The following is a 17,601-nucleotide window of genomic DNA, read 5'->3' on the forward strand; positions in this document are numbered from 1 at the left end:
CCAAGGCCCGCTGTCTTACTCTTCTTCTGTTCCTGGTTTTTTCTTACGGAATTTCGCCAATACTTCATATACGATCGGCACAATCAGAAGGGTAAGCAGAGTCGAACTGATTAAACCGCCGATAACGGTGACACCGAGTCCTTTAGAAATGACCTGGCTTCCGCCTTCGAAGCCCAATGCCAATGGAAGCAGGGCGCCGATTGTCGCGATCGCCGTCATCAGAATCGGACGCAATCTCGTAGAGCCGGCTTCAAGGAGCGCTTCTCTCGTCGATAAGCCTTCCGCTTCTTTATGAATGACGCGGTCAATTAAGACAATCGCGTTTGTAACGACGATTCCGATCAGCATCAGCATACCGATCATGGCGTTCAGACTGATCGTCTCTCCGGATACATACAGTCCGGCTAATGCGCCGATGATTGTAAACGGAAGCGAGAACAGAATCGCAAACGGCGCTAATGCTCCGCCGAACGTAATCACAAGCACGAGGTATACGATGGCGATTGCGGCAAGCATCGCTAAACCGAGTTTCGTAAAGGAATCAGCAATATCGGCTGATACACCGCCGGTATCAATGGATACATTGTCCGGCTTATCCAGTTTGTCTACTTTCTTTTGAACGGCTGATGACACCTTCGTAATGTTGTCAGAAGTGACGGTTGCCGTTACATCAGCGTACACTTTGCCGTCGCGTCTGGAAATGGTATCAGATGTCGTGCCGTTTTTCACTTTCGCCACATCGCCGATTTTTACTTCTTGGCCTGCAGGCGATGTGATGGTTTTATCCTCTAATTCTTTTACACTCTTATACTGGTCTTTTTCTGTTTTGATGTTTACGTCAAGCTCTTTGCCGTCTTTTTTCACCGTTGTCAAAGGAGACTGTGACGTTTGCGGCATCAAGGCTTGGGAGATTTGCGAAGCCGTCAGGCCCAGCTTGCTGAGCTTCTCCTGGTCAGCGGTGAACGTGTACTCATCATATGTGCTGGAAAGGCCTGAGTTGACGTCTTTCAGATCCTTCTGCTTTTTCATGATGCCTTCGATGTCTTTGACCGTGCCTTTAATATCAGACTCTGAATCTCCGTACACATAGTACGTTAATTCGTTGTTGTTGCCTGACGAGCTGAAATTTTGTGATTTCCATTCGCCGCGGCTGGATGTTTTTTTGACTTCTTTTAAGACATTGTCTTTTTCTTTGTCAAAATCAGGCGTGTCATCCTCGTATTTCACGTAGAACAATGCCCCGTTTGAGCTTCCGCCGAGCGGGCTTTGCGAGCCTAATGAATACTGGACGGTATCGACATGTTTGCGTTTAAGCAGCATGTCTTCCGCTTTTTGCGCAGCTTTTTCAGCTTCGCTTTTCGTTTCACCCGGTTCAGGCGTGTATGTGAGCTGCATTGTTTTGTCCGCTTGCGCAGGCAGGTAGCTCGCGCCGATCAGAGGTACGAGGAACAAACTGCCGGCAAGCATCAGAACCGCGATAATAGATGTAATCCATTTATGGCTTAATGACCAATTCAGCACTTTTTTATAGAAATTGGCCAATCTGCCCGGCTTATGCTCTTTCGCTTTAACAGGCGCGCCTGTGAGCGATTTTTTGAACAAACTGTGCGCAAGCATCGGCACCAGTGTGATGGAAATCAACAATGATGCGGCAAGCGCGAAAACGATTGTTAAGGCAAACGGCATAAACAGTTCGCCGATCTGTCCGCCGACCATGGCAAGCGGCAGGAATACGGCAATGGTTACGATCGTTGATGACATGATCGGTTTAAACATTTCTTTTGTCGCTTCACGCACCAATTGCTTCCCGCGTAAAGGCTCATCTTTCAGCCTCATGCGGCGGTAAATGTTTTCGATAACGACAATGGAATCATCGACTACCCGTCCGATAGCGACCGTCATCGCGCCGAGTGTCATAATGTTCAATGTGACATCGAGCTGATTCAGCACCAGAAGCGCAATCAGCAGTGACAGCGGGATGGAAACGATAGAAATCATCGTTGATTTAATATCTCTTAAGAATAAGAGAATAATCACGACCGCAAAAATCGCGCCGAAAATCGCTTTGCTTAACATCGTCTCCACTGACTCTGTAATCGGCTTTGCCATATCAAGAGTCGAGCTGTACTTGAACCCTTTGTGGTCTTTTTTGTATTGATTCAGTTCATCTTTAATCGCATCGGCCACTTCCACCGTGTTGGCGTCATTGGCCTTTACGATATTAATTCCGATGCTGTCCTTTCCGTTCGTGCGGGAAATGGATTCTGCTTTTTTCACATCTTTAATGTCGGCAATGTCAGAAAGCTTGACTGTCGGCACCCCTGCTGATGCGCTTTGCTGTGCCTGCTGCGTAGCCTGAGCGTCCGCCGCAGATGCCGCACCAGCTCCGCCCGCTTGACCTTGAGCGGCAGAAGAAGATGTGACCGGGATTCTCATATCTTTCAGATCTTTAATTGACGTAATATTTCCGTTAACGACAACTGATTTTTCTTTGTTGCCGAACGTGTACAATCCAAGCGGCGTATTGACGTCAGAGCCTTGGATCACTTTCTTGACGGTATCTTCATCAAGTCCGTACTCTTTCATTTTTTTGTCTTTGAAAGAGAATTCCACCTGCTCTTCCTGCTGTCCGGAAACTTGCACGGACGCAACGCCCTGGATGCCTTTGAGCTTAGGAACGAGAGTGTTTTCCACATTTTTGGTCAGATCTTCAAGCGAGCTTTTGCCGCTTGTCACACTGAGCGTCAAAATCGGGAAAGAGTTGAGACTGTAACGGGAAATGTCAGGTTTTTTCGCGTCGTCAGGAAGGCTGACACTGTCCAGCGCTTCAGCGACTTCAGTTTTCGCCTTGTCCATATCCTTGCTGTAATCATATTCAATCGTAACCGATGAGACGTTTTCAGAGGATGTGGACGATACGACGCTCACTCCTTCTAAATTCTGCACCGCCTGCTCAATTGGTTTCGTTACGTCATCCGCAACTTGACTCGGAGCAGCTCCGGGATAAGTCGTATTTACTGAGAGATAAGGCATGTTGACGTCCGGTATGGATTCCTGTTTCATATTCAGACCGGCATACAGCCCTGCTACAGTAACGATAATCGTCATCAGCCAAACTGCGAATTTGTTCTTCAGTACAAAGTTAATAATGTGGTTCATCATGTCCTCCGTTATTTTTTATTGACTGACTGGTCATTCTATATAATACTAAACGGTATAACTCAACATCGTCAACCAATAAGGCAGTAAATTTTTCTAAATTTTTCAAGGATTAAGGGGAAGCACGTCATGAACGAAAAAAAAGAGAAAATCATAAAAACAGGCATCCATTTATTTGCTAAAAAAGGATTTTCTTCAACAACGATTCAGGAAATCGCCGGCGAGTGCGGAATTTCAAAAGGCGCCTTCTATCTCCATTTCAAATCAAAAGAAGACCTTTTGCTGTCCGCATGTGAGTATTACATCGGCATGTCTATGGAAGAAATAAAGAAGATCAAAACAGAACATCTGCATAAACCGCCTAAGGACGTATTCCAAAAACAAATCGCATATCAATTCCAGGAATTTATGGAGCATAAGGACTTTATCATTCTCTTGCTGAGCGAAAAGGTCATCCCAGAAAATCAAAAGGTAAAACAATACTTTCATGAGGCGAATATTCAATTTAACATGCTGTACCGGGATGCTTTGCTGTCCGTTTACGGAGATGCCGTCATACCGTTTTTAGCGGACGCATCCGTTATGGCCCAAGGGATTGTGAGTTCTTATATCCATTTCTTGATTTTCAATGAAAATACCGCATTCCGGACGGAAAACGTGGCCCCCTTTCTGATCGCCAGGATCGATGATCTGATTACCGGACTGATAAAAGACAATCCCGATCCGCTTTTGCCTGAGGATATTTTCACTCAGCCCGCGGCGGACAGAAAGAGACTGCTCGCGGATATTCAAATGGCAAAAGCTCAGCAGGGGCTGCCTGAGGACGTTCTCGTTTCGCTGGAAGTCATTGAAGAGGAAAGCGCAAAGGAAGAGCCGCGCAAACCGATTATTAAAGGAATGCTGTCCAATTTGGCAGGCAGCGGAAATAAACAGATTGAAACGCTGCGTGCTTCCATTGAAACCTATTTCAGCTTATAAAAAAAGAGACCGGCGCATACCGGTCTCCGTGTCAGCAGCGCCCTTACAGGCGGCTGCTTTTTTTATCGTTTTTTGATTTCTTCAAGTAAAATTTTGTTGACCATCGGCGGGTTGGCCTGTCCTTTTGAGGCTTTCATAATCTGCCCGACAAGGAAGCCGATCGCGCGGTCTTTTCCGTTTTTGAAGTCTTCAATTGACTGCGGGTTGCTGTCAAGCGCATCTGTCACCAGCTTCAGAAGCACGCTTTCGTCAGAAATCTGCACGAGGCCTTTTTCCTTGACGATTTTTTCAGCGTCTCCGCCTTTTTCAATTAATTCTTTGAAGACTTTCTTCGCGATTTTAGAAGAAATAGTCCCTTTTTCAATCAGCTTAATCATGCCGGCAAGGCCTTCAGGAGTCAGTGCGACATCCTCAAGCTCTTTTTGTTCGGCGTTCAGGTAAGCTGACACTTCACCCATCAGCCAGTTGGATGCCTGCTTGGCTTCTGCGCCTTTATTGACCGTTTCTTCGAAGAAATCAGCCATTTCTTTCGTCAGCGTCAGAACCATTGCGTCATAAGCCGGCAGGCCGAGCTCTTCGATATAACGTTTGCGGCGCTCATCCGGAAGTTCAGGAATGGTTGCTCTTACGCGTTCTTTCCATTCGTCATCAATGTAGAGCTCGACAAGGTCAGGCTCTGGGAAATAACGATAGTCATCCGAACCTTCTTTGATACGCATCAAAATGGTTTTTTTCGTCGCTTCATCGTAGCGGCGCGTCTCCTGCTGAATGACGCCGCCTGACAGAAGCACCTGCTCCTGGCGTTTTTCTTCATGCTCAAGGCCTTTTTGCACGAATGCGAAGGAGTTCAGGTTTTTCAGCTCCGTTTTTGTGCCGAATTTCTCCTGGCCGATCGGACGGAGGGAAATGTTGGCGTCACAGCGCAGTGAACCTTCTTCCATTTTACAGTCAGACACGCCTGTGTATTGGATAATTGATTTCAGCTTTTCGAGATATGCGTAAGCTTCCTCCGGTGTGCGGATATCCGGCTCAGATACAATCTCGACAAGCGGCGTGCCCTGGCGGTTGAAGTCAACGAGGGAATAGCCGTCGCCCGTATGCGTCAGTTTTCCCGCATCTTCTTCAAGGTGAAGACGGGTAATACCGATTTTTTTCGTTTTTCCGCCGACTTCGATTTCGATCCAGCCGTTTTCGCCGATCGGCTTGTCAAATTGAGAAATTTGATATGCCTTCGGGTTGTCCGGGTAGAAATAGTTTTTCCGGTCAAACTTCGTATCCGTTGCGATTTCGCAGTTCAAAGCCATTGCGGCTTTCATCGCGAATTCGACCGCTTCTTTGTTTAAAACGGGCAGCACGCCGGGATACCCAAGGTCAATGACGCTCGTTTGGGTATTCGCTTCCGCTCCGAATGGCGTCGGTGAGCTTGAGAAAATTTTAGATTTTGTTTTTAATTCCACATGGACTTCAAGTCCGATTACCGTTTCAAAGTTCACTTCATTTCACCCCTTACAGTTCAGGTTTCGCTTTATGATGATCTGTTGCCTGCTCAAAAGCATGAGCGACACGGTATACAGTGCCTTCATCGAAGTGCTTTCCGATGATTTGCAGTCCGAGCGGCAGTCCGTCCGCAAATCCGCACGGCACGCTGATTCCCGGCACACCCGCGAGGTTGACAGGAATCGTTAAAATATCGTTGGCGTACATTGTGAGCGGATCGCTGGTTTTTTCGCCGATTTTGAAAGCTGGTGTCGGCGTTGTCGGTCCGACGATGACATCGTATTTCTCAAAGACGTCTTCAAAATCTTTTTTAATGAGCGTGCGCACTTTTTGCGCTTTTTTGTAATACGCGTCATAGTAGCCTGAGCTGAGCGCGAAGGTGCCGAGCATGATGCGGCGCTTCACTTCGTTGCCGAAGCCTTCTGAGCGTGTCTGTTTATAAAGGTCGATCAGGTTGTCCGCATTGTCTGAGCGGTATCCGTAGCGGATGCCGTCAAAGCGCGCAAGGTTCGCAGACGCTTCGGAAGATGACAGCAGATAATACGTCGCAAGCGCGTATTTGCTGTGCGGCAGAGATACTTCTTCCCATGTCGCTCCAAGGTCTTCAAGCACTTTTAAAGCGGCTAAAACCGATTCTTTCGCTTCTTTGCCGACGCCTTCCCCGAGGTATTCTTTCGGCACGGCGATTTTTAAGCCTTTAATGTCGCCCGTTAATGAAGAAAGAAAGTCCGGCACTTCGACATTGGCGCTCGTAGAGTCCATTTTGTCCGCGCCTGAAATCGCCTGAAGCAGGAATGCGTTATCTTCTACGTTTCTTGTGATCGGTCCGATCTGGTCTAATGAAGACGCAAAAGCGACCAAACCGTAACGCGACACGCGTCCGTATGTAGGCTTTAATCCGACGACGCCGCAGAAAGAAGCCGGCTGACGGATGGAGCCGCCCGTATCAGATCCGAGTGAAAACGGCACTTCGCCGGCTGCAACCGCAGCTGCGGAACCGCCGCTTGATCCGCCGGGAACCGTATCAAGATTCCAAGGGTTTTTCGTCGCTTTGTACGCAGAGTTTTCAGTAGAAGAACCCATCGCGAACTCGTCCATATTCAGCTTTCCGATCGTGACGGCTTCAGCGGCCTGAAGGCGCTCCACTACCGTCGCATCGTAAATCGGATCGAAGTTTTCGAGGATTTTGCTTGAGCATGTTGTGCGAAGCCCTTTTGTCACGATGTTGTCTTTGACGCCGATCGGCATTCCGAAAAGAAGACCGTGTTCAGACCGGCCGTCAACCGCTTCGTCAAGCTCTTTCGCGTAAGCGCGGGCTCTTTCTTCATCAAGCTGTAAAAATGCCTGCACCTTATCATCCACGGATGCGATCCGTTTGTAAGATTCGTCAACAAGATCGGAAATCTTGATGTCTTTATTATGTATCATTTGTTTCAGTTCTGTGATTTTGTGATCAAATAATGACATACTGTCTCCCTCCTTTAATCCAGAATAGATGGCACACGGACATAGCCGTCTTTATGATCGGGAGCATTCTTCATGACATCCTCGACCGGAAGGCCTTTACCCGCTTCATCTTCTCTCATTACGTTTTTCATTTTCAGTACGTGTGTTGTCGGTTCCACGTTATCCGTGTCCACTTCATTAAGCTCCTCGGCAAACGAGATGATGCTGTCAAGCTGTTCTGTGAACATTTCAGCTTCTTCATCCGTAATGGCAAGTCTCGCCAAATGAGCGACATGTTTTACTTCTTCTATAGAAATTCGTGACATAAGATCCACCTCCGCATAATTCTCCGTTTCGTCATATAATACAGATCATATCAAAAACGAGCCCTCTAAAGCAACAAAACGCCGCCTCCTGAGGCATGATGAAACCCTCTCTATTTTATCCTAAATCGGAGAGAAAGAGAAACGAATTATATGTCAGAAAATTTTTACTTTTATAATTTATTGGTAGCGTTTTCATCTTTAAGCTGTTCTATGTTGCCGGGGATTTTTTCCTTGAATGGGCCAGGTTTCGAGAGTTGATTGATCGGGGATACTTTGTTAGGTTTAGTAACCATAGCCTGCACAAAATCATGCACTCGGCATGTCATGATGACTAAAAGGCTTGCCGCCGGCGCAAAAGTCCGGCACTACTAATCTGCAGAGGTGATGCAACATTTACTTAAAAGAAGAGAGGGTCCAGAAACGTGAGTATTGAATTAATTATATCTCTTGGCATTTACTTTGCTGCCATGCTGTTAATCGGCTGGTACGCATTCAGAAAGACAACGAATATTAATGATTACATGCTGGGCGGAAGAGGACTCGGCCCGTTCGTAACGGCGCTGTCCGCAGGTGCGGCGGACATGAGCGCATGGATGCTGATGGGGGTTCCCGGCGCAATGTTCGCAACGGGATTATCGACCTTATGGCTGGCGCTCGGTTTGACGATCGGCGCATATTCAAATTATCTGCTGCTTGCTCCGAGGCTGCGCGCCTATACGGAAGTTGCGGATGATGCGATTACGATTCCCGATTTCTTCGATAAACGGTTCCGCCATTCGTCATCATTGCTGAAAATTGTTTCCGCCGTGATTATTATGATCTTTTTCACACTGTACACATCGTCCGGAATGGTATCCGGAGGCAGGTTATTTGAATCGGCATTCGGCGCCGACTACAAATTCGGTTTGTTTTTAACGGCCGGTGTTGTTGTGCTTTACACGCTGTTTGGCGGTTTCCTTGCTGTCAGTCTGACTGACTTCGTACAGGGAGCGATCATGTTTGCGGCATTAGTGCTTGTGCCGATCGTTGCTTTTACCCAGCTCGGGAGCGTTTCAACGACGATTGATTCGATCAACGCCGTTAACCCGAAACTATTGGATATCTTTAAAGGCGCGAGCGTCATTAGCATTATTTCTTACTTGGCATGGGGACTCGGCTATTACGGCCAGCCTCATATCATCGTACGATTTATGGCGATTAAAGAAGTGAAAGATTTAAAACCCGCCCGCAGAATCGGGATGAGCTGGATGGTTATTTCAGTTGTCGGTTCACTGCTTACCGGGATTATCGGGGTTGCGTATTCTCATCACTTCGGGGTCTCCGTAAAAGATCCGGAAACGATTTTCATTATTTTTTCTAAAATCTTGTTCCATCCGCTGATTACGGGCTTCCTGCTGTCTGCAATTTTAGCGGCGATTATGAGTTCCATCTCCTCACAGCTTCTCGTAACGGCAAGCGCCATTACGGAAGATTTATACCGCGCCTTTTTCAGACGGGAAGCGAGCGATAAAGAATTGGTCATGACCGGACGCCTGTCAGTATTAATCGTGGCCGTAATTGCCATCCTGCTTTCCATGAATCCGAACAGCACCATTCTTGATCTGGTCGGATATGCGTGGGCAGGCTTCGGTTCGGCCATCGGTCCGGCGCTCCTTCTCAGTCTGTACTGGAAACGGATGAATGAATGGGGAGCGCTTGCGGCGATGATTACCGGAGCTGCGGCCGTTCTAATCTGGATTACGACGGGGCTTGCCGCTTCAACAGGCATATACGAAATCATTCCGGGGTTCTTCCTCAGTCTGATTGCCGGTATTGCCGTCAGCCTGCTGACCAAAAAACCGGCCGATGCTTCTTATCAGCTTTTCAGCCGGATGGAAACTCTTTTGAAAAAGAAGAAATAGACAAAAAGCCGTCAGATTTTATCCCTGACGGCTTTTTTCTTCCGCACTTGTCCTGCTATAAATACTGTGAGAAAATCATATCAATTTACTATAAGAAAAACTGCGGAGGTGCTGTGCAAATTGAGCTGGCCTATCGATCCGGACATTTTATTAAAACTGGGCATTGCCACGCTGATCGGGATGATCATCGGTCTTGAGCGCGAGCTGAAAAATAAACCGCTCGGACTGAAAACCTGTATCGTCATCGCCGTCAGCTCCTGTATGCTGACGATCGTCAGCATTAATGCGGCCTATCATTTTCCGAAATATTACCGTATCATGATGGATCCGCTCCGTCTCCCCGCCCAAATCATTTCCGGCGTCGGCTTTATCGGTGCGGGCGTGATTCTGCGTAAAAGCAATGACGTCATTTCCGGCCTGACGACATCGGCTATCATCTGGGGTGCAGCCGGACTGGGTCTGGCTACAGGCGCCGGCTTTTATAAGGAGGCGTTCGCAAGCCTCTTGTTTATCCTGATCAGCGTCGAGTTTCTTCCGTGGCTGATCAGAAAAGTCGGCCCCAACCGCTTGAAGGAGAAAGATATCCGCGTGAGGATGTCTCTTTCCGACAAAGACAAAATGACCGAGATTTTAAAGGAAATGAAAAGCAAACAGCTCCGCATTCACTCCGTCCGGATAGATGATCTGCATGAAAAGGAATTTCCGATTATGGAAGTAAAAATCAGCGTTCATAAAAACCGCTACACCACGGACGTGTATTATGATATTAAAGAAATTCAGGGTGTCGTCGGAGTGAAATGCGATACGTTATAAAAAAACGCCGGACTGATGTCAGCCGGCGTTTTTCTATTTATACGAATGCAGAAAAATGATATTCAGTAATCGGTGTTTCGTTTTCAATATCGCGTCTGAAGCCTTTCAGCATCTCAAGCTCTTCATCTCCGAGTGAGTCTAGGTCAAACGCCTGATGCAATAATCCGTAGATCAGCATATGGCGCAGCCGGAGGAAATCCGGGATTTTTTCAAGCCAGGCGGGATCAAGGTCATTTTCTTCCCTGTAGCCTTTCATAAAGTGTGTCATGAATTCACCAGTAAACGCGGCCTTGTCTTCATACGGGATGACCGGATACCACAACATGTTGTACAGTAAAATACTGATATCATTCACAAACCAATTGTAGCCGATATCATCAAAATCAAAGGCAGTAATTTTTCCGTTGTCCCAGTTGAAATTGCCATGATGCAAATCGGCGTGCACCAAACCGTAGCTTTCCGGGTTCTTCGGCAATTTCCGCAGTTCCTCCATTAAAGCATCCGCCCGCTCGAATACAAGATGCTGATCTGCGGGCACGTATTTTCTCAGCTTCAGCTGCTCCTCTTCGTCCCATTCCTGCCTTTTATATTTCGGGTCGCTCGGACGGTAGCTTTTCGTCAGCCGATGCATGTTCCCCGTATACTTGCCAAGCTCATAAAACAGAGTTCCGTTCCAGTCTGATTCATCTACTTTATGGCCCGGCGCTTTTTCGTAGACTCTTAATAAAAACGCTCCGCCTTTTCCATCCGGCACTTCTTCGACATCTCTGCCATTTAATGAAGGAATCGGTTTTGCTGCTGAAAGCCCTCCCTTTGTGAGATGATGAAGCCATTCCATTTCTCCCAGAATATATTCCGGTGTTCTGCGGATCGTATGCGTAATTTTTAAAATATAAGGTTCGTTATCTTTCACAATTTCATATACGTAGTTCTCTGCGTCTGCGATAAATTGAAACTTGGTAAAGCCGTATATTTCACCGGCTTTAGCGAGCACCTTATCTTCCTCAAAAACCGCTTTAATATCTTTATGCATGCTGATTCACCCTCTTCATATCTTTTGGCAGTGATATGTGTACTCAGCATTAGTCATTCATCAACATCCCGCCCTTCTTTTTGTTCCTAACAGATTAGTAACATCCGCCTATAAACAAAAAAGTTTTTCCTGTTAATCCTTATTTATACAAATATCTTAACATACGTCACTGCTCTCACCAACGATATATACAAGAAAAACCCTTGCTCATAAAGAAATGAACAAGGGCATCTTAATTAATCGTAAATATGGACGGTCGGTTCTTTGTCACCCGCATTTCGGACGATCAGCGCTTCCTGGCCGTCTGACGAGGTGATATTGATTTCAACATCGACTGAGCCTTTTGAATAATAATCCATAAGCTCACCCGTTAAGTATTGGGTAAAGGCGATGACTTCGCTTTTTCCGTAAAATTGCATCGGGATTTCTATTTTCATTTTTCTCATTTCATCATTTTCGTACATCGCCGTTCCGACTACTCCGGTGTAGTTCGGGAAGTAGCTGTCGATCGCGTTTTTGAAGCGTTTAAACACTTCGGAATCGTCAGGGTATTTCTTTGCCGTATCTGTATCCGCCGGATAGAACACGTATTTTTCTTTGACATCATCCCAGTTTGAAATGGTGGATGAGCCGGCTTTGACTTCTGTTTTTGCAATGTAATTTCCCGGTACGATTGATGTTTTCGGTGCTTGTTTATAAAGGGCGACGGTAATCGGCACATTTTTCAGGTTATCCATTTTCCGGAGACGGTTAACGACTTCCTGGGCGATTTCTTCCCCGTGGCTGCGGATCGTTTTGTCGCTGAGCTCTACTTCCTGCTGCGGATCACCGGTTTTTTCGCGGTAATAGTAAACAGAGTTGAGAGCGAGACCGATCATGACACCGCCAAGCTGGATGGAGTTTTTATCTTTTCTTACTAAGTAATCTTGTTCAAGCATAGACGCTAAGTAAATCGGGCTGTTTTCGTTTTTCTCTTTTGCTGATCCCGAACTTGGCAGCACCGGGTTTAAGCCGAGATTCTGGAAATTGGCGTCTGCCTTTTTCGCCTTTTTCAGATCACTGCCTTCTTTTTTGCGGTCAAGCCAGCTGAGTACCGTATCCTCATCTAAATACTGGCCTTCCTGATACAAATAATCATCCGTCGGGAACGTGTCTTGGGCGAGCCGCATCAGCCCCGTCTCGAATTCATCGATGTCCAGCCTCGTATTCAGCCGGTCCGCGGTCAGGCCGCGCGCTTTTCCGGCCTTAAACGGAAGCACCATCTTATAGTAGGAATCAGAGATATTATATTTCGGTATGATCGCTTTTTCAGAAGACTTTGCAGTTTTCTGCGTGATCTCTTCCTCTTTTTTTCCTCCGAAACTCGGCGAACAGGCTGACAGCATCAATACTGCCGCGGTCGCCGTCGCCGCCAATGCCAACATCTTTTTCAATAGAAAACACTCCTCTTATTTCTTTAGCTCTCCCAATAGCTGTGCTTCATTCCATACTTCAATGTTTAATTCCTGCGCTTTTTCCAGCTTGCTTCCGGCTGCTTCTCCGGCGATCACCAAGTCTGTTTTTTTGCTGACAGATCCCGTCAGCTTTCCGCCGAGCGCTTCGATCTGCGCTTTGGCTTCATTTCTGGACAGCTCTTCAAGCTTTCCGGTTAACACGATGGTTTTTCCGGCAAAATAAGAGTCGCTGTCCTCCGCTTTTACTTTTTTCGGGCCTTTATAGAGTGTGTTCACACCGAGCTCTTCCAGTTCATTCAAAAGCTCAAGCATTTCTTCTTTTCGGAAGTAGGTGATGACGGCATCAGCCATCTTTTCACCGATTTCGTCTACTGCAAGCAGCTCTTCCTCTGTGGCTTGTTTCAGATTTTCCAGGCTTTCAAAATGCATGGCCAGTGTTTTGGCCGCTTTTGAGCCGATAAAACGGATGCCGAGACCGAACAGCAGCCGTTCCAGCGAATTCTCTTTCGACTTTTGGATGGAGCTGATCAGATTGTCAGTTGATTTTTCCCCCATCCGCTCAAGCCGGATGACCTGTTCTTTTGTCAGCTTATACAAATCAGCGACATTACGGACGAGATGTTCACGGAAAAGCTGTGTGATGACACGTTCTCCGAGTCCGTCAATATTCATCGCGTTGCGTGAGACAAAGTGAATCAGGCCTTCTCTGATCTGCGCCGGACATTCCGGATTGATGCAGCGCAGCGCGACTTCCCCTTCAATGCGGACAAGCTCGCTTCCGCACTCAGGGCAGCTGGTCGGCATATTGAATTCTTTTTCTTCTCCGGTCCGCTGTTCAACTAAGACATTGACGACCTCAGGGATGATATCGCCCGCTTTTTTGACGACCACTTTATCGAGAATGCGGATATCCTTCTCTTTAATTAAATCTTCATTATGAAGGGATGCTCTTGAGACCGTCGTCCCCGCTACTTTTACCGGTTCCAGGACGGCAGTCGGCGTAATGACGCCCGTTCTTCCGACATTCAGTTCGATATCGAGCAGTTTTGTCACGACTTCTTCTGCCGGGAATTTATAAGCAATCGCCCAGCGCGGGCTTTTTGCCGTATACCCGAGCTCTTCCTGCTGATCGAGCGAATCCACCTTGATGACGATTCCGTCAATTTCATACGGGAGATCGGCCCGCTTCGCCTGCAGCTCTTCGATCATTTCAATCACTTCATCTATCGTGGCGCATTTTTTCCGTTCCTGGTTTGTTTTAAAACCGAGCTCATCCAGAAAATCCAGGCCTTGACTCTGTGTTTCCACACCCATTTCGTCAAGCTCCGCTATACTGTAGACGAAAATGTCAAGATTTCGTTTCGCTGCAATTTTCGGATCGAGCTGCCGGAGTGAGCCCGCAGCCGCATTCCGGGGATTGGCAAACGGCTCTTCTTCATGTTTCAGCCGTTCTTCGTTGAGTGCTTCGAATGACTGTTTCGGCATGTACGCCTCTCCGCGCACTTCTATGGAGAGGTTCCGTTTCATTTTCAGCGGAATGTTTCGGATCGTTTTTAAGTTTTCCGTAATATCTTCGCCCGTCGTTCCGTCTCCTCTTGTCGCGCCTCTGACGAAATAGCCGTCTTCATAACGGAGAGAAACAGCAAGACCGTCTATTTTCAGCTCCACATTGTAAGCGACGCCGTCGCCGACAGCCTGACGGACGCGGCGGTCAAAATCGCGAAGATCGTCATCGTTAAATGCGTTGCCGAGACTGAGCATCGGCGTGCCGTGCTGCACCTTTTGAAAAGATTCAAGCACCGCTCCCCCGACCCGCTGTGTGGGCGAATCAGGCGTTCTGAGCTCCGGGTGCTCTTCCTCTATGGCAATCAGCTCCTGCATCAGTCTGTCGTACTCGGAATCCGGCACGCTCGGTTCATCTAGGGTGTAGTATTCATAACTGTACTGATCGATGGTGCGGCGCAATTCTTCTGCCCGGTGTTTCGCTGTTTCTTTGTCCATCATGTTCTTCCTTTCCTCTTCAGGTTACTGCTTTTCAATCGGCGCAAAAGCGGCAAGCAGACGCTTCACGCCGACTGGGCTCGGGAATGCGATATCAAGCTCGGTGCTCTCGCCTTCTCCTTTTACGCTGACAACCGTTCCGGTGCCCCATTTTTTATGGCCCGCTTTATCGCCGACCGCCCAGCTGAGGGAGTCGCCGCCTGTTTTGTTCGCGTAGGAAACAGGACGGGATACGGGTCCGCGTTTCGGCTGCATTTTTCTTCCCGGCTGCATGCGCGGGGTTTTCTTCTCATTTAGGTTCTCCAATAAATCGCCAGGTATTTCCCTGATAAAGCGGGATTCCGGATTCATATTGGTGCGCCCGAACAAGGTGCGCATTTTGGCATTCGTTAAGTACAGTTCTTCTTCCGCCCTCGTAATGCCTACATATGCGAGCCTGCGCTCTTCTTCCATCTCGGCTTCTTCCATCAGGGAGCGGCTGTGCGGGAATACGCCTTCCTCCATGCCCATTAAGAACACGACAGGAAATTCAAGCCCCTTAGCGGCGTGCAGCGTCATTAACGTGACGGCATCCTTTCCGCCCGTTTCCTCTTCCTTCTGGTCGAGCTGGTCAATATCCGCAATCAGCGCCAGATCGGTCAGAAACGCGACGAGAGACTTATCTTCGCTTTTTTGTTCGAAGTTTTTCGTGACAGAAAGAAACTCGTCGATATTTTCAAGACGGCTCTGGGCCTCAATAGACTTTTCAGCCTTCAGCATTTCTCTGTATTCCGTTTTATCGAGAATTTCTTCCGTGAGTTCCGTAATGGACAGGTAATCCTGCATATTGGTCAGATTTTCAATCATCGCGCCAAAGCCGTCAAGCGCGTTTGCCGCTTTCGCGCTGACGCCGATGAAATCAATCTGTTTGATCGCCTGGAACATTGACATGCCGTTCATCGCCGCGTATGAAGCGATTTTTTCAAGCGAAGTGGCGCCGACGCCCCGTTTCGGCACATTGACGATCCGTGTAAAACTGATGTCATCGTCCGGGTTTGACACAAGGCGCAGATACGCGAGAATGTCTTTAATTTCTTTTCTGTCGTAGAACTTGGTTCCGCCGACGATATTGTAGTTCAGACCGGCTTTTAAAAGGGTTTCCTCGATAACGCGCGACTGGGCGTTTGTCCGGTATAAAATCGCGATATCGGAAAGCTTCCGCCGGCCTGAGCTGTTCAGCTCATAAATTTTGCCCGCGACGAATTGGCCTTCGCCGAATTCATTGTCGCCGCTGTAATAAGCAAGCTTGACGCCTTCGTCATTCTCCGTCCAAAGATTTTTCGGCTTGCGGTTTGAGTTGTTTTTGATCACTTCGTTGGCCGCCTGCAGAATCCGCTTTGTTGAGCGGTAGTTTTGTTCGAGCAGAATCACGTTTGCGCTTGGATAATCTTTTTCAAAGGAAAGGATATTTGCGATATCCGCCCCGCGCCATCTGTAAATGGACTGGTCGGAGTCACCGACGACGCAGATATTTTCAAGACGGGCCGCAAGCTGCTTAACAAGCAGGTATTGCGCTCTGTTCGTATCCTGATACTCGTCTACGTGAATGTACTGGAATTTGCGCTGATAAAACTCAAGCACTTCCGGCACACGCTCGAAAAGCTTGATCGTCGTCATGATTAAATCATCAAAATCGAGCGATTGGTTTTTCAGCAGTTTTTTCTGATAATCGGTATACACGTCACTCGTGACCTGATCGTAGTAGCCGCCGGCCGTTTTTGCGAATTCCTCAGGTTCGATCAGCTCGTTTTTTGCGCTGCTGATCGAGCCTAAAATACTTCTCGGATCAAACTTTTTCGGGTCAATATTCCGCTCTTTCAGAATCCCTTTAATAACGGAAAGCTGATCAGCCGTATCAAGAATGGAGAAGTTTCGGTTGATGCCGATTCTGTCAATGTCCCTGCGCAGAATCCGCACGCACATGCTGTGGAAGGTGGATATCCAGATTTCATCCGCGCCTGGGCCGAGAATGCTCTCCACCCGCTCCTTCATTTCTCTGGCGGCTTTATTTGTAAATGTAATCGCCAGAATGTTCCACGGCGCCACGTGTTTTTCCGCCATTAAGTACGCGATTCTGTGCGTCAGCACCCGTGTTTTTCCGCTTCCCGCACCTGCCATCAGAAGCAGCGGACCGTCCGTCGTCTTGACCGCTTCCTGCTGAACGGGATTTAATCCGCTTAATAATTGATTGCTAATGTAATTCATATCCGTTCACCGCCTATCAAACATATGTTCTATCATAAATCAAATTCGTCCGCTTGGCTACTTTGTCTTTACAGCCGCCACCGTTTTGAGCGCCTGATCAAAATCCTCATATACTGCATTTCCCACAACGATGACATCGGCATGACGGCTGAACCGTTCCGCCGTTTCCGCGTCTTTAATGCCGCCGCCGTAAAACAGGACGGACTTGTCCAGCACAGCCTTCGTTTTCTCTACTGTTTCTATGTCCGCCAGCATCCCGCTGTACTCCAGATAAAAAATCGGGAGATGAAGCAAATTCTCCGCGACCCGCGCATAGGCGAGAATATCTTCTGTTTCTATATGTGTATCCGCCTCCGTCAAAGCGGCCGCCTTACAATCAGGGTTGACGATGCAATAGCCCTCGGTCACGATTTCCTCCATTGACATGAGCTCGCCGTATTCTTTCATCGCCTGGTGGTGCATGCCGACAATCCAGTCCGCATTTTTGCTGTTAAGCACACTCGGAATGAAATAAAGATCAAACCCGGGCACAATGGAATCAATCGTTGACACCTCAAGTACGCACGGCACTAAAAACCGCCGCACCTTTGACATCAGCCTCAGCACATTGTCCTCGGTGACATTGTCGCTTCCTCCGATCACAATGGCGTCAGTCCCTGATTCACAAAGCCGTTCCAGCTGTTCATCCGGTAAATCTTTATTCGGATCGAGTTTAAAAACGTGCTTCCACTCGTTAACATCGTACATGC

General features: G+C 47.7%; 12 protein-coding genes. 3 read left to right on the forward strand and 9 right to left on the reverse strand.

Features of this window, described 5'->3' with window-relative positions:
* Window positions 1-15 precede the first annotated feature (15 nt).
* The gene (locus ACH32G_RS15385; RefSeq protein WP_448814538.1) at window positions 16-3,159 is read right to left on the reverse strand and encodes an efflux RND transporter permease subunit; all 3,144 of its coding nucleotides are present in this window, start codon (window positions 3,157-3,159) and stop codon (window positions 16-18) included.
* 129 nt (window positions 3,160-3,288) lie between these two features.
* On the opposite strand from ACH32G_RS15385, the gene ACH32G_RS15390 reads away from it, so the two are divergent.
* Window positions 3,289-4,137: a TetR/AcrR family transcriptional regulator gene (locus ACH32G_RS15390; RefSeq protein ID WP_016936996.1), complete on the forward strand. Its 849-nt coding sequence runs from the start codon at window positions 3,289-3,291 to the stop codon at window positions 4,135-4,137.
* A 62-nt stretch (window positions 4,138-4,199) separates the two neighbouring features.
* Here the strand turns inward: ACH32G_RS15390 and gatB are convergent, their stop codons facing one another.
* From gatB to gatC, 3 genes are read right to left on the reverse strand one after another with little or no spacing between them, the layout of a single operon-like run.
* Entirely contained in the window at window positions 4,200-5,630 is a 1,431-nt protein-coding gene (gene gatB / locus ACH32G_RS15395; RefSeq protein WP_016936997.1) for an Asp-tRNA(Asn)/Glu-tRNA(Gln) amidotransferase subunit GatB, read from the reverse strand.
* 13 nt (window positions 5,631-5,643) lie between these two features.
* A complete protein-coding gene (gene gatA, locus ACH32G_RS15400) occupies window positions 5,644-7,101 on the reverse strand; it encodes an Asp-tRNA(Asn)/Glu-tRNA(Gln) amidotransferase subunit GatA (RefSeq protein ID WP_016936998.1) in 1,458 nt (485 codons plus the stop codon).
* A gap of 14 nt (window positions 7,102-7,115) precedes the next feature.
* Window positions 7,116-7,406: an Asp-tRNA(Asn)/Glu-tRNA(Gln) amidotransferase subunit GatC gene (gene gatC / locus ACH32G_RS15405; protein ID WP_003155732.1), complete on the reverse strand. Its 291-nt coding sequence runs from the start codon at window positions 7,404-7,406 to the stop codon at window positions 7,116-7,118.
* Window positions 7,407-7,828: 422 nt separating this feature from the next.
* Between gatC and putP the strand changes: the two genes are divergently transcribed.
* A complete protein-coding gene (putP, locus tag ACH32G_RS15410) occupies window positions 7,829-9,307 on the forward strand; it encodes a sodium/proline symporter PutP (RefSeq protein ID WP_016936999.1) in 1,479 nt (492 codons plus the stop codon).
* Between the two features lie 120 nt (window positions 9,308-9,427).
* Window positions 9,428-10,120 (forward strand): MgtC/SapB family protein, encoded by a 693-nt coding sequence (locus ACH32G_RS15415; protein WP_016937000.1) that lies wholly within the window; start codon window positions 9,428-9,430, stop codon window positions 10,118-10,120.
* A 37-nt stretch (window positions 10,121-10,157) separates the two neighbouring features.
* Here the strand turns inward: ACH32G_RS15415 and ACH32G_RS15420 are convergent, their stop codons facing one another.
* The 5 genes from ACH32G_RS15420 to ACH32G_RS15440 all read right to left on the reverse strand — a co-directional run bounded on the left by ACH32G_RS15420 (window position 10,158) and on the right by ACH32G_RS15440 (window position 17,599).
* Window positions 10,158-11,153 carry a phosphotransferase enzyme family protein gene (locus ACH32G_RS15420; protein WP_045926644.1) on the reverse strand — a complete coding sequence of 332 codons (996 nt, stop codon included), beginning with the start codon at window positions 11,151-11,153 and terminating at the stop codon, window positions 10,158-10,160.
* Between the two features lie 236 nt (window positions 11,154-11,389).
* A complete protein-coding gene (locus tag ACH32G_RS15425) occupies window positions 11,390-12,586 on the reverse strand; it encodes a CamS family sex pheromone protein (RefSeq protein WP_016937002.1) in 1,197 nt (398 codons plus the stop codon).
* Window positions 12,587-12,601: 15 nt separating this feature from the next.
* A complete protein-coding gene (gene ligA / locus ACH32G_RS15430) occupies window positions 12,602-14,608 on the reverse strand; it encodes an NAD-dependent DNA ligase LigA (protein ID WP_095241974.1) in 2,007 nt (668 codons plus the stop codon).
* Between the two features lie 24 nt (window positions 14,609-14,632).
* Window positions 14,633-16,852: a DNA helicase PcrA gene (pcrA, locus tag ACH32G_RS15435; RefSeq protein WP_448814539.1), complete on the reverse strand. Its 2,220-nt coding sequence runs from the start codon at window positions 16,850-16,852 to the stop codon at window positions 14,633-14,635.
* Between the two features lie 57 nt (window positions 16,853-16,909).
* A complete protein-coding gene (locus ACH32G_RS15440; RefSeq protein WP_045926641.1) occupies window positions 16,910-17,599 on the reverse strand; it encodes a heptaprenylglyceryl phosphate synthase in 690 nt (229 codons plus the stop codon).
* Window positions 17,600-17,601 lie beyond the last annotated feature (2 nt).

It is taken from the genome of Bacillus sp. CIS52 (assembly GCF_053545315.1).

What these genes read in the sequence shown, in the direction of transcription:
- ACH32G_RS15385 (WP_448814538.1), bottom strand. Translation starts at nt 3,159, where the DNA reads ATGAACCACATTATTAACTTTGTACTGAAGAACAAATTCGCAGTTTGG.
- ACH32G_RS15390 (WP_016936996.1), top strand. Translation starts at nt 3,289, where the DNA reads ATGAACGAAAAAAAAGAGAAAATCATAAAAACAGGCATCCATTTATTT.
- gatA (WP_016936998.1), bottom strand. Translation starts at nt 7,101, where the DNA reads ATGTCATTATTTGATCACAAAATCACAGAACTGAAACAAATGATACAT.
- gatC (WP_003155732.1), bottom strand. Translation starts at nt 7,406, where the DNA reads ATGTCACGAATTTCTATAGAAGAAGTAAAACATGTCGCTCATTTGGCG.
- ACH32G_RS15420 (WP_045926644.1), bottom strand. Translation starts at nt 11,153, where the DNA reads ATGCATAAAGATATTAAAGCGGTTTTTGAGGAAGATAAGGTGCTCGCT.
- ligA (WP_095241974.1), bottom strand. Translation starts at nt 14,608, where the DNA reads ATGGACAAAGAAACAGCGAAACACCGGGCAGAAGAATTGCGCCGCACC.
- pcrA (WP_448814539.1), bottom strand. Translation starts at nt 16,852, where the DNA reads ATGAATTACATTAGCAATCAATTATTAAGCGGATTAAATCCCGTTCAG.
- ACH32G_RS15440 (WP_045926641.1), bottom strand. Translation starts at nt 17,599, where the DNA reads ATGTACGATGTTAACGAGTGGAAGCACGTTTTTAAACTCGATCCGAAT.